The 14,577-nt window shown below is 40.5% G+C and carries 14 protein-coding genes; 10 read left to right on the forward strand and 4 right to left on the reverse strand.

Annotated elements, in window-relative coordinates:
- Positions 1-170 precede the first annotated feature (170 nt).
- Positions 171-1,022: an alpha/beta hydrolase gene (locus tag GXP67_RS14770; RefSeq protein WP_162443827.1), complete on the forward strand. Its 852-nt coding sequence runs from the start codon at positions 171-173 to the stop codon at positions 1,020-1,022.
- Positions 1,023-1,047: 25 nt separating this feature from the next.
- Positions 1,048-1,746 (forward strand): 3-keto-disaccharide hydrolase, encoded by a 699-nt coding sequence (locus tag GXP67_RS14775; RefSeq protein ID WP_162443828.1) that lies wholly within the window; start codon positions 1,048-1,050, stop codon positions 1,744-1,746.
- 8 nt (positions 1,747-1,754) lie between these two features.
- Here the strand turns inward: GXP67_RS14775 and GXP67_RS14780 are convergent, their stop codons facing one another.
- Together GXP67_RS14780 and GXP67_RS14785 are read right to left on the reverse strand one after the other, a co-directional pair.
- Positions 1,755-2,204 (reverse strand): hypothetical protein, encoded by a 450-nt coding sequence (locus GXP67_RS14780; protein ID WP_162443829.1) that lies wholly within the window; start codon positions 2,202-2,204, stop codon positions 1,755-1,757.
- A gap of 85 nt (positions 2,205-2,289) precedes the next feature.
- On the reverse strand, positions 2,290-5,277 hold the full coding sequence (locus tag GXP67_RS14785) for a serine hydrolase domain-containing protein (protein WP_162443830.1): 2,988 nt from the start codon (positions 5,275-5,277) through the stop codon (positions 2,290-2,292).
- Between the two features lie 90 nt (positions 5,278-5,367).
- Between GXP67_RS14785 and GXP67_RS14790 the strand changes: the two genes are divergently transcribed.
- The 5 genes from GXP67_RS14790 to GXP67_RS14810 all read left to right on the forward strand — a co-directional run bounded on the left by GXP67_RS14790 (position 5,368) and on the right by GXP67_RS14810 (position 10,453).
- Complete coding sequence (locus GXP67_RS14790; RefSeq protein WP_162443831.1) at positions 5,368-5,973, forward strand: hypothetical protein; 606 nt, start codon at positions 5,368-5,370, stop codon at positions 5,971-5,973.
- The gene (gene mutL / locus GXP67_RS14795) at positions 5,973-7,832 is read left to right on the forward strand and encodes a DNA mismatch repair endonuclease MutL (RefSeq protein WP_162443832.1); all 1,860 of its coding nucleotides are present in this window, start codon (positions 5,973-5,975) and stop codon (positions 7,830-7,832) included. The genes GXP67_RS14790 and mutL overlap by 1 nt, the downstream gene beginning before the upstream one ends.
- Positions 7,833-8,006: 174 nt before the next feature.
- Positions 8,007-8,777 (forward strand): rhomboid family intramembrane serine protease, encoded by a 771-nt coding sequence (locus GXP67_RS14800; RefSeq protein ID WP_162443833.1) that lies wholly within the window; start codon positions 8,007-8,009, stop codon positions 8,775-8,777.
- A gap of 13 nt (positions 8,778-8,790) precedes the next feature.
- Positions 8,791-9,690, forward strand: a complete 900-nt coding sequence (locus GXP67_RS14805; protein ID WP_162443834.1) for a rhomboid family intramembrane serine protease — start codon at positions 8,791-8,793, stop codon at positions 9,688-9,690.
- 106 nt (positions 9,691-9,796) lie between these two features.
- Positions 9,797-10,453 (forward strand): AlbA family DNA-binding domain-containing protein, encoded by a 657-nt coding sequence (locus tag GXP67_RS14810; RefSeq protein WP_162443835.1) that lies wholly within the window; start codon positions 9,797-9,799, stop codon positions 10,451-10,453.
- A 31-nt stretch (positions 10,454-10,484) separates the two neighbouring features.
- On the opposite strand, the gene GXP67_RS14815 is transcribed toward GXP67_RS14810, so the two are convergent.
- The gene (locus GXP67_RS14815; protein ID WP_162443836.1) at positions 10,485-10,655 is read right to left on the reverse strand and encodes an AraC family transcriptional regulator; all 171 of its coding nucleotides are present in this window, start codon (positions 10,653-10,655) and stop codon (positions 10,485-10,487) included.
- 434 nt (positions 10,656-11,089) lie between these two features.
- Here GXP67_RS14815 and GXP67_RS14820 point away from each other — a divergent pair, with 434 nt between their 5' ends.
- The 3 genes from GXP67_RS14820 (at position 11,090) to GXP67_RS14830 (ending at position 13,831) form a co-directional block, all read left to right on the forward strand.
- Positions 11,090-11,647 carry a hypothetical protein gene (locus GXP67_RS14820; RefSeq protein ID WP_162443837.1) on the forward strand — a complete coding sequence of 186 codons (558 nt, stop codon included), beginning with the start codon at positions 11,090-11,092 and terminating at the stop codon, positions 11,645-11,647.
- A gap of 39 nt (positions 11,648-11,686) precedes the next feature.
- Complete coding sequence (locus GXP67_RS14825; RefSeq protein ID WP_162443838.1) at positions 11,687-12,160, forward strand: hypothetical protein; 474 nt, start codon at positions 11,687-11,689, stop codon at positions 12,158-12,160.
- A 141-nt stretch (positions 12,161-12,301) separates the two neighbouring features.
- Complete coding sequence (locus tag GXP67_RS14830) at positions 12,302-13,831, forward strand: GH3 family acyl-acid amido synthetase (RefSeq protein ID WP_162443839.1); 1,530 nt, start codon at positions 12,302-12,304, stop codon at positions 13,829-13,831.
- A gap of 5 nt (positions 13,832-13,836) precedes the next feature.
- Here the strand turns inward: GXP67_RS14830 and GXP67_RS14835 are convergent, their stop codons facing one another.
- The gene (locus tag GXP67_RS14835) at positions 13,837-14,508 is read right to left on the reverse strand and encodes a hypothetical protein (RefSeq protein ID WP_162443840.1); all 672 of its coding nucleotides are present in this window, start codon (positions 14,506-14,508) and stop codon (positions 13,837-13,839) included.
- Positions 14,509-14,577 lie beyond the last annotated feature (69 nt).

Raw genomic sequence — 14,577 nt, forward strand, 5'->3', positions numbered from 1 at the left:
AATGGAATTTTGAAAGCAGGCTTATCTGTCAGCTAATGGAAAATAAGGATGTTTTCGCAGTGATAAGATTTAAACTTTCAGATGCCAAAGTATATAGAAGAATGATACGCAAAAAGAATTTTTAGTACTTTGCCTGATACAAAATAAACCTGTATTGATCTCTTTTCACTATGTTAAAAACCTTTAGAATTCTTTGCTTTTTCTTAAGCCTCTCCTGGATAGCACAAGCAGCTAAAGTGGATACGCTGGTAGTATACAGCAAAGCCATGCAAAAAAATCTCAAAAATGCAGTAGTATTGCCTTCAGGTTACCAGGCTGGCAAACCAATGCGGGTTTTATATCTCTTACATGGATTTAGTGATTCATTCGATGCCTGGCTTACCAAACCCTTGCCTGATAAGCAGCTTTTGTCTCAAATGGCTGATAAATACAATACCATTATTGTTTGTCCGGATGGTGGTTATGGCAGCTGGTATCTGGATAGTCCGGTTAGTAAAGAATTTCAGTACGAAACGTATATCATTAAAGAACTTATCCCTAATGTAGACAGCAAGTATAAAACCATGGCTTCCAGAGAAGGAAGATTAATTTCTGGCTTAAGTATGGGTGGCCATGGGGCTTTGTACCTGGCTGGCCGGAATCCTTCTATATTTATTGCAGCCGGAAGTATTGCCGGCGCCCTGGATATTTCAAGCATTAATGCTGAAAGAGGGGGAGATATTGATAAATGGTTTACTAAACTGCTGGGGCCGGTTACCCAATATGCCGACCGCTATAAAGCACATTCAGTGATACATATGACCGAAAAATTCAAATCTTCAGGCTTGAAACTGATTGTGGATTGCGGCACTTCTGATTTTTTATATGAAGCGAACAAAGCTTTTCATAAGAAAATGCTGGAAGAGGGTATTCCACATGAATATACAGAAAGGCCCGGAGAACACAACTGGACGTATTTTGTCAATTCTCTGGAGTATCATATGATCTTTTTTCAAAAAGTGTTAGCCCAGTTGCCACAATAAATATTAACTATCTAGCTCATATTCTATGAAAATCATTTATCTGTGCTTCATACTGGTCAGTATCTTTTGCAGTAGTACATGCTGCCAGGCACAAACCAAAAGCTTATTCAATGGCAAAGATTTAAGCGGGTGGCATGCAGATGTGCCGGATATGGATAATAATCCTTCTGTAAAATCACCCTTTATTGTCCGCAATGGCATGCTGGTGAGTATGGGAAATCCAGGTGGACATTTAATTACAGATGCAATTTACCAGAATTACCGCCTGGAAGTAGAATACCGCTTTGCCGGAGAACCTGGAAATTGTGGCGCTCTGGTGCATGCTTCTACTCCGAGGGCACTATACAAAATGTTTCCCAAATCCATTGAGGTACAAATGATGCATGAAAATGCCGGTGATTTCTGGTGTATTGTGGAAGATATTAGTGTACCGGATATGGAAAAGCGCCGGGGTGACAAAAATAAATGGGGCACCACCGAAGATAAATTGCGCCGCATTCTTAACCTGACAGATGGTACAGAAAAACCTCTGGGTCAATGGAACCGGATGGTGATCGAATGCCTGAATGATTCTGTTAAAGTCTGGCTTAACAACGACCTGGTGAATTACGGCTTCAACTGCACTGCACAAAAAGGACAAATTGCCTTGCAAGCGGAAGGGGCTGAAGTGGAGTTCAGAAAGGTGGCACTCACGCCTATTACCAAACTAAGTGAAAAACAATAGAAGCTACTTTATTTTTTCTGCAGGTAAAAAGTAAGTTCAAGCAAACTCATAAAATTCAGAGAGTTTTCGGCTTCAGAGTTAAAATAGCCCAAGCCGGTTTCGGCAGTCAGGCTGAATCTTTTGCTTTCAAAAGGGAAATACTCAATCCCAACCGGCACTTTTATATACACAGTATTGAACCGGTCAAATGACTGGTCAGCTAGGATATAGCTACCTACGCCAACACCAAGATATAGCTTTGCTTTATCTTCATTTACCAACCGTTTGATTCCATTGATCTCTGGAATGACAAGTATATCATTCCCAATTCGAAAGTTAGTTCTGAAAATAAGTCCAAGGTTTTTGTCCGGAGAAGTTTTCAGGTTAAATCCAGAGGAACCTACGCCGAGACCGATTTGAGAAAAAGTGAAGGTGCAACTCGCAAACAATAATAAGGCGAGGAAAACTAGTTTTTTCATGGCTGGTTAAATTGATTTCGCAAATAACAAAAAAACCTGTTATGTATATAAATAACAGGTTTATGTAATCAAATTTTAAGTGTCTTTACTCCGATTTTTTGATGCTGGTCACACTGGTATGATTCAATGTCTGGTAATTGATAATGGATTTGTAGATCACATCCTGTACATTCCGGCGCACATTGTATTTCATTAGTTTCTCGTTGTGTGCAGTGGGATATACCCGGTTAGAAAGGAAAATATATACAAGCTCCTCCTCAGGATCAACCCATGCAAATGTGCCGGTAAATCCGGAATGCCCAAATGAATTTCTGGAAGCAAGGTCAGAAACTTGTCCACCACCTTCTGGCCGGGGTCTGTCCCAGCCTAAGCCTCGCCGGTTGCCTTTGTTATAGCTTTTGGTGAAAACCGGAATAGTAGGTTCGAGAAAATAGCGTCTGCCTCCGTAATCTCCTTTTTGTAAGTTCATCTGCATCAGAATAGCCAGATCGTTGGCATTACTAAATAAACCAGCATGGCCGGCTACACCACCCATCATGGCTGCACCCTGGTCATGAACACTTCCTCTAATGAGCTGTCCTCTGAAAATTTTATCTTTTTCTGTGGGCGCAATACACGATTCAGTAAACTTGCAAAGCGGATTAAAAGTAAGTGTATGTAAACCTAAGGGTTGATAAAAATTCTGGCTTAAAAAATCTTCAATAGGCTGGTTTAGTAATCTTTCGGCCACTTTTTGCATCATGTAAAAACCTAAATCACTATATTCAAATCGGTGTTGAGCCTGTTTTTTAGGTTTATACAATAACCTGGATTGAATGGTCCACTTCCAGAGAGAATCTTCCAGAGCAGCCATGCCATACATGCCAGGCGCAATTTCCAAAGGATATAAGTTATTTTGAATCTGACTATAAAAGGTAGAACTCAACCCAGTGCGGGTTTTTGTTTTTTCCCAGTGGGCAAGATAGGCGATAAGTCCTGCCTGATGCATCAAAATATCCCGGATGAGCATATTTTCTTTATTGCTGCCTTTCAGTTCCGGAAGGTAAAAAGAAGCCTTCTGATTTACGTCCAGCAGTTGTCTTTCGTGTAAAAACATCACCGCCTGCAAGGTTGCTGCTACTTTAGTTACAGAAGCAATATCGTACATAGTGGTAGGCAATACTGGCTCCAGAGAATCATAGGATAAATGCCCATAGGATTTATTGAACACCACTTTCCCGTTCTTGGCCACCAATACCTGACAGCCGGGCATTACAAAATCTTTGATGGATGCATTTACAATACTATCTATTCCGGATTCCAGGAAAGTAGAACTCATTCCTGCATCTTCAGGAGCAGTATAACCTAGTCTTCTCAGGGATTCTGTAACGACACCTGTACCTGAAACATAGGGCTCGCCAGCCGTTACCGGCAGTTTTCCTTTTGCTTCAATAGCGCCAAACAACACCTGAGCTGCCAGACTCTGGGTAAGTTCATTGTCTTCATAGGCACAAACCAGGTGATTAATCCGATCAAAATATTTCAGGCTATATGGATTTCCAAATACAACCAATGACATCTGTGTTTTAGTGCGCAGCCTTTCAATGAATGTACGGGTTTGCTGGCTTATTCCATATGACTTTGAAGCAGCGTTATTCATCTTATGGATACTTACCATCACCACCTTAAAATTGCTCAATTTTTCCAGCAGAATTTCATATTCAGCATCCGTAGCTTTGTCGGCAGGCAAAGTATACTGTTGGACAAAAGTGTATTTGCTTAAGGTTTGCTGAAACTCATTATCCGCTGATAATCCAATAGAAACTGAAGCAAAGCTAGTAGTATCCAGCATACGGTAAGGAATCAGATTACGTTCATTTCGTACCACTGTTAGCGCCTGCTGATATAAATTGCGATTTACCAATCTGGCTTGCGGATTATTGAGGTCAGCATGCAAATGTGCTGTTTCTATAGGATCTATGGTATGTAAGCCTGCCCAGTATTTGCCGGATAATATTTTTTTCACTTTCGCATCTACTTCAGCCTGAGTTATTTTCTTACCCCGGATCGCTTTCTTAATCTGCTTAATTGCTTCCGGAACATCTTCTGAAAACAATAATACATCGTTTCCTGCCAGTAGCGCGAGCATATCTACTTCGCCGGCTTTGTGCGACTGGCTTACACCCTTCATATTTAAGGCATCAGTAAAAACTAAACCTTTAAAGCCTAATTCTTTTTTCAGCAGGTCTGTTACCACTGGTTTAGAAAGGGTTGTAGCCCGGTTTTTAGTTTCGTCATAGGCCGGCACATACATATGTGCTACCATTACACTCATCAGGCTATCAGCAAAAAGCTTTTTAAACGGATACAATTCTGTTTCGCTCATCCGTTTGCGGGAATGATTAATTACAGGAAGGGCCACATGAGAATCGGTATCAGTATCACCATGTCCGGGAAAATGTTTGGCATTGGCCATAATCCCATTGTGCTGTAAGCCTTGCATATAGGCAATTCCTTTGGCCGCTACATTTTCTTTATCTTCCCCAAAAGACCTTACACCGATGACAGGATTATTCTGGTTACTATTTATATCTACGACCGGAGCAAAATTAATATGTACCCCCAGCCGTTTACACTGACGGGCAATTTCTTCGCCCATGCGGTAGATATTGTCGTTATCAGCAATGGCTCCCAAGGTCATTTGCCGGGGATAACTGATGGTACTGTCTAAACGCATGCCCAAGCCCCATTCTGCATCCATACCAATCAGTAAAGGAACTTTAGAAATAGACTGGTATTTGTTAGTTAAATTGGCTTGCCTTACTGGTCCGCCCTGAAAAAATATAAGTCCGCCAATACTCTGGTTGCGAATTAATGATTCAATTTCCTTCTGATGTTTCTCATTCTGGTTAGAATAAGCAGCTACCATAAACAATTGCCCGATGCGTTCGTCTGCATCCAGAGCGTTAAAAACGCTATCTACCCACCTGCTTTGGTTGGCTTTATAAGCATATTTTGCTGGCTCTTTTTCAGAGGCAATCGATAAGAAAATAATAGACGGTAAAAGAAACAGCACCAAAACTTTTTTCAACATAGCAGGGTTTCTTAGATAGGTAAAGGTTTTAGAATTAAGCCATGAAAATACTTATTTTTACAGAAATAACCGACAATAATTAACCCGAATATGAAAATTCCATCACTTGTTCGTGTACCAAAATACAGACGATTTAATTTTGAGCCCAGGCATTACGACCCTATCAAAGAGGACCTCAAAAACCGTACAGAACTCATAGAACAGCAATTAAAAAACCAATCGAGCGATTCCGCAACCAAACACCGTATTTCTGAAGCTTTCATTAGAGATAAGTACCGGACAGGCGGAAAAGTGAATATTTTGCAGCTGGCGCTTGTGTTTATACTCAGCGCTACCTTTGTCGGATTCCTTTACATTGGCTTTTATGCTTTCTTTATTACAGGTGTAATTATTCTATTATATGTGCTCTTTCAGCTGGGCACCTTTAAAGGAATAACAGAAATGCTAAACCGCAAAGAAGAACCTGAAGAAGAAACAACAGCTGCTAAAAAAATTGCCGCCGGACAAATGCGGGAAGGCCAGTATTTTTACCGGGAACGTACAATTAGCAAAAAAGGTAATTACAAATTATTATTGCTTGTAGCGGCAACGGCAGTAGCGGCTGGGTATTACTTGTTTGCCTTAAATGGAATTATGTGCCTGCTGCTCATTTTTGTACTACTCATTATGTTTGTAAAAGAATCCAGTAAAGGCTAATGACAGATATTATCCGTTTGTTGCCGGATGCAATTGCCAATCAGATTGCAGCAGGTGAAGTAGTGCAGCGCCCGGCATCTGTCGTGAAGGAATTACTTGAAAACTCAGTAGATGCTAAGAGTACTTCCATTCAGCTCATCATCAGGGAAGCCGGAAAATCGCTGGTGCAGGTAATTGATGATGGTATGGGCATGTCGGAAACAGATGCCAGAATGAGCTTTGAGCGCCACGCTACTTCTAAAATCCGCACGTCTGATGATCTGTTTTCCATCCGCACATTAGGCTTCCGGGGAGAAGCACTGGCTTCCATCGCAGCGGTAGCCCAGGTAGAATTACGTACCCGACGGTCCTCCGATGAACTGGGAAGTCTGATCCGGGTGGAAGCATCGCAGATAAAAGTACAGGAAGCCACAGCCAGCCTGCCAGGTACAAATCTATCCGTAAAAAACCTGTTTTTTAACGTACCAGCCCGGCGTAATTTTCTGCGTTCCAATGCAGTGGAAATGCGGCATGTGCTGGATGAATTTCAAAGAGTAGCCCTGGCGAATCCGGAGATTAGTTTTGCGCTATATCATAACGATGCAGAAGTATACAACCTGCCCGCAGGTAAGCTAAGTCACCGGATTGTAAGTATTTTTGGAAAGAATTACCGGGAACAATTAGCGCCCTGCCAGGAAGAAACACCTTTTGTAAAAGTGACCGGGTACATTGGTAAACCTGAGTTTGCCCGGAAAACGAGAGGTGAGCAATTTTTCTTTGTAAACAACCGGTATGTGCGTCATAATTATTTGCATCATGCGGTAATGAGCGCCTTTGAAGGATTATTGCCTGACGATAGTTATCCGTTTTATGTGTTGTTCATTGAAATAGATCCGGTTCATATAGATATTAATGTGCATCCGACGAAGACAGAGATAAAGTTTGATGACGAGCGTTCGGTATATGCCATTGTGCTGGCTTCGGTGAGAAAGGCTTTAGGTTCGCATAATATTGCGCCTTCTCTGGATTTTGGGTTCAATGTTAATTTTCCAACGCTAGATACAAAGCCCATCTTCGATAATGGGTTTAGTAGTGAAGGTAGTTCGGACAGTAATTCCTATGAAAAAACGCCTAGGGAAAAATCTAACCTTCAAAACTGGACGGCTTTGTACCAGGAGTTTCAGCGAAGCTTTCCAAAAGAACAAATTCCGGAAGAAACCCCTGAAACTGTAGTGCGGCAATCACTCACCTTTGAGAGTAAAGTAAATGTGACTCCGGCTGATTCGCCGGTACCAGAACCTGTGGAAACAGAAAGGGTAATGCCTGTTTTTCAGTTACACAACCGGTTTATTATTACGCAGGTAAAAAGTGGTATGATGCTCATCGATCAGCAGGCGGCTCATGAACGCATTTTGTATGATAAGTTTAAAGCCAATTTGCACGAAGCCAAAGGTATTTCCCAGCAATCTTTGTTTCCGGTAACTATCGACCTGAATCCTTCAGATTTTCAGTTGCTAATGGAAATTCAGGAAGAAGTGAGCCAGCTAGGGTTTGTATTGCGTGTCCTGGGAAAAAATACTGTCGTGGTAGAAGGGATTCCGGCAGAAGCAGCTCTGGGCAGGGAGAAAGAGTTGATTGAAGGCTTAATTGAACAATTTAAGTGGAACCAGGCGCAGATTAATCTTAATCCCAAAGAGAACATTGCCCGTTCAATGGCTAGGCGGTCGGCTATGAAACGGGGCATCCGATTATCTCATGAGGAAATGAGTAAGCTGGTAGAAAAATTATTTGCCTCCTCGAATCCGAATTATGCGCCAGATGGTAGCCCTACGCTCACCGTGTTGAATTTAGAGAAAATCAATAGTTTTTTTATTAAATAATTGGGTACAGCCAAATGCTTATGTATTTTAGCAAGCAGGTACCTCCGGCCACAGTATCTTACTTTCCGGATTAGTTCACCCAGTTTTTATTTATTAGTTGACTTGTAAGCTTTCTGTGGAATCAGAAAAGCTATACGCATATACACTTAGCGCATGGGATTTAACCTGACACCGATGGTTAGAAATTTATTGCTACTGAATGTAGTAATATTTATTCTGCAAAAATCGGAATTATCATTTATGGCATATCTGCCGCTTAGGCCTCTCCAGTCAGATTTTTTCATGCCACACCAGCTGCTCACCTATATGTTTCTGCATGATACTTCTGGCTGGAGGCATATTTTGAGTAACATGATCGGACTGGTCATATTTGGCCCTTTACTGGAACAATTCTGGGGGCCTAAGCGCTTCCTGTTTTTTTATTTATTTACGGGAATAGGAGCTGGTGTGCTTCATTCGGGAGTTACTTATTACGAAGTAAACCAGATCCGGGAAGCGACTGAAATATATTTACAAGACCCAACTCCCGGAAAATTTGTATCTTACATCAGTAAGTATGCTTCTCAATTGTATACCAATAATTTTGAGTTTATCAACAACTTTGAGGAGAATCCTTCTAACCCACAGATTATCCAGGAAACTAAGAACTTTGTCAGACAATATTATAGTGAGCGTTCAAGTATTCCTACTATGGGAGCATCAGGTGCCGTATTTGGAATTCTGATGGCATTTGGCTTACTTTTTCCGAATACGGAAATATTATTGTATTTTCTTTTTCCAGTAAAGGCTAAATATATTGTAGCCCTATACGGAATTTATGAGGTATTTGCAGGATTTCAGCAGGCACCAGGCGACAGCGTAGCACATTTTGCCCACATCGGCGGAATGCTTTTTGCGTATATTCTCGTTAAACACTGGGGTAGTCAGCGAAATAAGTTTTATTAACACATATAAAAGCATGTTTGAAGATTTTAAAGGGGCATTCAGCAAACCCAATAACGGATTGATCCAGATTATTCTGATCAATGTGATCGTATTTTTGCTGCTCAATATTTTTATGCTTATGTTCAAATGGACAGGCTTAGCAGGATGGTATGTGTATGTGGAAAGAAACCTGATGCTGCCTGCGAATCTGTCTGTGTTCATTACCAGGCCATGGACGCTTATTACCTATTTTTTTTCGCATGAAAACATATTTCATATTCTATCTAATATGCTATTTCTATACTGGTTTGGCAAGTTAATAGAAGAATATTTAGGTAACCGGCGCTTGATTAATTTATATCTGTTGGGCGGGCTGGCAGGTGGTATATTGTATCTGCTTATCTATAACCTGATTCCCTATTATAATAATCAAATTGAAAAAAGTGTAATGCTGGGTGCTTCCGGAGCAGTATATGCGGTGGTAGTAGGCGCTGCTACCTTAATGCCTAATTATACCTTTTTTATGTTGCTGCTAGGGCCGGTTCGCATTAAATATATTGCAGCTTTTTTTCTGGTATTGTCTTTTGTGCAGCTTTCTGGTGATAATAATGCAGGTGGGCAACTGGCTCACTTAGGTGGTGCTTTGCTAGGATTTATTTTTATCAAGCAGCTCAAAAAAGGAACAGATTTGGGTCAGCCGCTTACAGCACTTGCCGAAAGTATTAAGAAACTCTTTGCCAAGAAACCGGCTATGAAAGTAACGTATCATAAGAAAGAGTCGAACCGTAGTACAGTATCTTCTTACAACCAGACTACTTATACACCTAACCAGGATGAAATAGATGCTATTCTGGATAAGATTTCGCGGTCAGGATATGAGAGTCTGACGAAGGAAGAAAAACAAAAGTTATTCCGGGCAAGCCAGAAGAATTAATAGGCCGGAAAGTAATGCTGGTTGCCGTAAATATTTATAAGCGGTTCTGGCACATATAATTATTGACTGTATCTGTCCACGTATTATCTGATCTGATTTGCGCTTTATGGACCTGAAAGAATTAAAATCCCTGGTCAAAAAGGGAGAAGGAGCCAACCTCGAATTTAAGCTCAAAGCTTCCCATCCCGAAAAGATTGTGCGTGAAATAGTTGCCTTTGCCAATTCAAATGGCGGCACTTTATTAATTGGCGTAGGCGACGATAGATCAATCCCTGGTGTAAAGTTTGCCGACGAAGAAGAATATATTCTCGAAAAAGCCATTGAGAAATATTGTACCCCGGCGATTGAGTACAGGCTGCAAAGGCTTACGGTAATAGCCGAAAGAGAAGTACTGATTTATACGATTCCCCCCAGTATCCAGAAACCTCATTACGTTATTCATGACTTTGAAAATAACCTGGGAAAGGCCTACGTTCGTGTACTAGACAGAAGTGTGCAAGCCAGTAAGGAAATGCGGGAAGTGCTGAAAGGAGAACGCAAGCAACGGAACATTCGCTTTACGTATGGTGAGAAGGAACATAAACTCATGCAATATCTGGCTACTAACCAGGTAATTACGGTCGATCAATTTTCACAGGCTGCTCATATTCCAAGGCCTATTGCTTCCCGGACTTTGGTATTGCTGGTATTGGCTAATGTGTTGAAAATTCTCCCCAATGAGGTGCAGGATTATTTTACAGTTGCTGGTGAAGCCTGGCAATAAGTTTTTTACATATATGTTGCTGAGTAGCAACTTAATTATTATGGCAAGACATAATCAGGCGGGAAATAAATTCGTGAGGCGTAGTGCCATACTGCTCCTTGAAACATGTGGAGAAATACGACAGATTATTGAAACCTACCTGATATACCACTTCCGATACATTTCCTGCCTGCATTTCCAGAAGTTGTGTCTCTCTTTTCATGCACATCAGCCTTAGAAAATCTCTGGGAATTTACCGTTAATGGCTTTTAGTTTACGATGCAGTTGCATATAGATTAGGCCTACTTCCAAGTCGGAATATTTCATATTTTAACTGTTTGAAGGAATGAATACCTAAGATAAGTTAGAGGATGGAGGATAGTAATACAAAAAACTTTTTAAGGCAGAATGTAGCAACATATATTTGGGTTAACATCAGCATACTGAGTAAACAGCATTGTAAATCGGAGTTTTTATAGTAGCTATATATTTTATAGTCAATAAGTTGACATGTTTCAAGTATAAAGTAATTATAAGTAATCCGTAGTGGCATATCTTTTTTGCAATTTTCATCAGGTATTCCCATAATTTTCCGGTTGATGTTAGATAAAGCCTTAGATTTGCGTGTTTGTAAGAAAACAGTCTACCATTATTTACATGAGAAATTCACTTTTACTATGCTTTTTTCTGGTATCCCTGCTCATTGCCTGCACAGAAAATCCCTCTCAGGAAGGAACATCAGATACGCTCAGCACGGTTGTAAGCCAGAAAGCAGCGTTTGAGGCATACAGCCCTAAGTTTAAAAAAATAATCAAAACAGAAGATGGCATACTCAGAGGGGTAAACTTCGGCGATAATCTCGAAGAAGTGATTCTAAAAGAAGATACCATTCCGCTTGAGGACAGTACTCAGTATATCAGTTTTACGGTAAAACTGGATGAGGAAGAAGATGAAATTACTGACGTTTTGTATTTTTTCGACGAAAACAAAAAGATTAAAGGCTTCCGGCTTGATATTTACCTCAATAATAAGAACGCGGTAGATAGTCTTTCGCAGGAATTTACTACTTATTTTACCGATAGGTATGGTAGCCCGGTCATGCAGGAACAGAAAGCCAAAGCCTGGAACGGCCTGAACCAGACAAAAATCGTAATGAAAGATGTAGGTATTAAAGAAGCGCCCGGCCTGCAAATTCAAATTGCGAAAAATATGTAAGCAGATAAATGTCGTATTTTACCTTTTGTAATTCATAGCTTGAAATTTAACCACCGCATTCCAATTAGCCTCTATGAATTTATCCGGACAGGTAAGTTCGACTATGTGAAGATCGGAATGAGGAAAGAGCAGTTATTGCAACAATTTCCAGATCCGGAAGATTGGGGAATGGGAACTAACCAGAATACTGCTAAAATATGGCGATATGGCAATTTTGAATTGCACTTTCAGGATCAAACGCTTACGATGATTTTTAATGACTACTTTCCTGAAATAGATGGCGGAGAATTCTTAGATATAGATGGGTGGATTTTAACTGAAAAGCAGTCATTACTTTCTGTCCAGGCTGCTTTGAACCAATCCTGTATTGCTTACCAAACGTCACCAGGTCAATTTGATCTGGTAATAATCAAGATTTTACAAAGTGGTGTAGAATTATTTTTTTACCTAGAGGAACGCAACTCCTCCGTTGACCCAAACCTATATGTACTGGGAGCAATGTCGAAAAAATGATTGAGTAGCATTGGCTGAATTTAATATCCCTCTGTTTATAAATACTGTGTATAGGGTTATATTTTACCTGCCCTCTAGCCTTGCTCTTCCAACTCTCTACCAATGTTTTCGTAAACATCCCTTTATAAAACAAATTCCAACGTGGCATTATTAGGCAAAATAATAAAAGGGGCTGTTCAGTTAGGGAACAACCTGATACCAGATGTAAGTGATCCAATGGCAGCCCAGCAGGCAACCCTCAAAGAATTGCTCACCAAAGCATCAGAAACAGCTTTCGGCAAACAATATGATTTCGAACAGATTCTGCAAAGTGAAAACATAAGCGGCGAATTTGCCAGACAGGTACCCATACACGATTATCATGCTATTTTTGATCAATGGTGGCAACGGCAGGTAGCTGGCGAAAGTGATATTACTTGGCCTGGCAGTACCGAATATTTTGCTTTAAGCTCCGGCACAACTGGTGGTCCCAGTAAGCATATCCCAGTTTCTGAAGAAATGATAAAAGCCATCCGGACCACTGGCATCCGGCAACTTTTGTCACTTGCCAATTTTGATTTGCCAGCCAGCGTGTTTGAAAAAGAGATTCTGATGCTGGGCAGCACTACCGAACTGACCGATAAAGGTGAATATAAAACAGGCGAAATCAGTGGCATTAGTGCCAGCCGGATTCCTTCGTGGTTTGAATCGTATTATAAGCCTGGAAGAGAAATTGCCAGCATCAATGATTTTGACGAGCGAGTGCAGGAAATTATTGCACAAGCGCCTTCCTGGGATATTGGCGCTTTATCTGGCATTCCTTCCTGGATACAACTCATGCTGGAACGGGTAATTGAATATCATAAACTCGAGACCATTCACGATATCTGGCCCAATTTAAGTGTATATGCAACCGGTGGGATCGCATTTGAACCTTATCAGAAAGGATTTGAAAAACTATTGGCCAAGCCGCTTATCTATGTTGATACTTATCTGGCTTCCGAAGGATTTTTTGCGTTTCAGAACCGTCCGGATACCAGGGCTATGGCATTGGTGCTGAACAATGGAATCTACTTTGAGTTTATTCCTTTTACAGGAGAGAATTTCACAGCCGATGGTTTAGCAGAAAATCCCACAGTACTTAATATCAGCGAAGTGGAGGAGGACCAGGATTATGCCTTACTTATCTCTACCTGTTCTGGTACCTGGCGTTACCTGATTGGTGATACCATTAAATTCACAGATATCCAACGTTCCGAAATTCTGATCACTGGCCGAACCAAGCATTTCCTGAGTGTTACTGGCGAGCAATTATCGGTGGATAATATGAATGAAGCTATTCAGTTACTGGAAAAAGAGATGAGTATTACTGTACGGGAGTTTGCTTTGTCTGCGATTCCTCATGAGCAATATTTTGCTCACCGCTGGTATATTGGTACGGATGACCCTGCCAATGCAGCGGTGGTCAGTGAAAAGCTGGACACAATTATTAAGGGGCTCAATAAAAATTATGGCAGAGCCAGGGGCAGGGCATTAAAACATGTATTTATCGAACTAATTACTCCTTCACTGTTTTACAAGTGGCAAGAGAGCAACAATAAACTCGGCGGACAAACCAAAGTACCCAGGGTAATGACCAAAGAGCAACTGGAACAATGGGAAGAATTTATTAGCGGCAGAAAAGAAGTATAAATCAGTTATTTGATTCTTTTCCAGTCTCTGTCGAAAAGTTTCTTGATATCGTTCTTTTCCTTTGCATCGAATAATTCTCTGGCCGGAAGTGTATCCTTTATACTTGCAACAAACGGAATAACTTCATCCAGGGCATCTATCTTTTTGTTGTTATTACTATCCTTGCTAACGAGCATTACTATTTTATCATGGCCTTTCATAACTTTCCAGGAAGATAAATGGTAATTGGAGGGAGAAAGCTGGCGGAATTTTTTTCCTGCTCTATCAGAGACATACAAATAAATGAAATCTTTTTCATTCAGGATTTTATCGCCGTTTGAATCAAAACTGGTGATTGTGTAAAAGATATATTGTTTGTGAAAAACTGCTTCATATTCTCTGTAAACCTTTTCATTCATATCAAATGTATGGATGAGCATTTTCTTCTTTTCATCCAGCAAATGAAATGTATCAGTTTCGGTATTGTAAAAGATAATATTCCAATACCCTAACCTATCAGTATCCTTGTATGTACGGCTATCTATAAAATTTTCTTCATTTGCCTTTTCATTCATTAAAAGGGGAAACATAACATAGCTTGAACTATCCAGTTGAATAGCATCTTCAAATTGAATAGTTAATTTTTCTATTGCTTGTACAGAATTCTGCGCGTGATTTGTTGAATCCGGGCTTTGCATTGAATTTTCCGGTTTACAGCTCATTGAAAGCCAACCAGCACAGCACATGATGAAAATATTCATTACAAT

It is taken from the genome of Rhodocytophaga rosea, assembly GCF_010119975.1.
Taxonomy (GTDB): Bacteria; Bacteroidota; Bacteroidia; order Cytophagales; family 172606-1; genus Rhodocytophaga; species Rhodocytophaga rosea.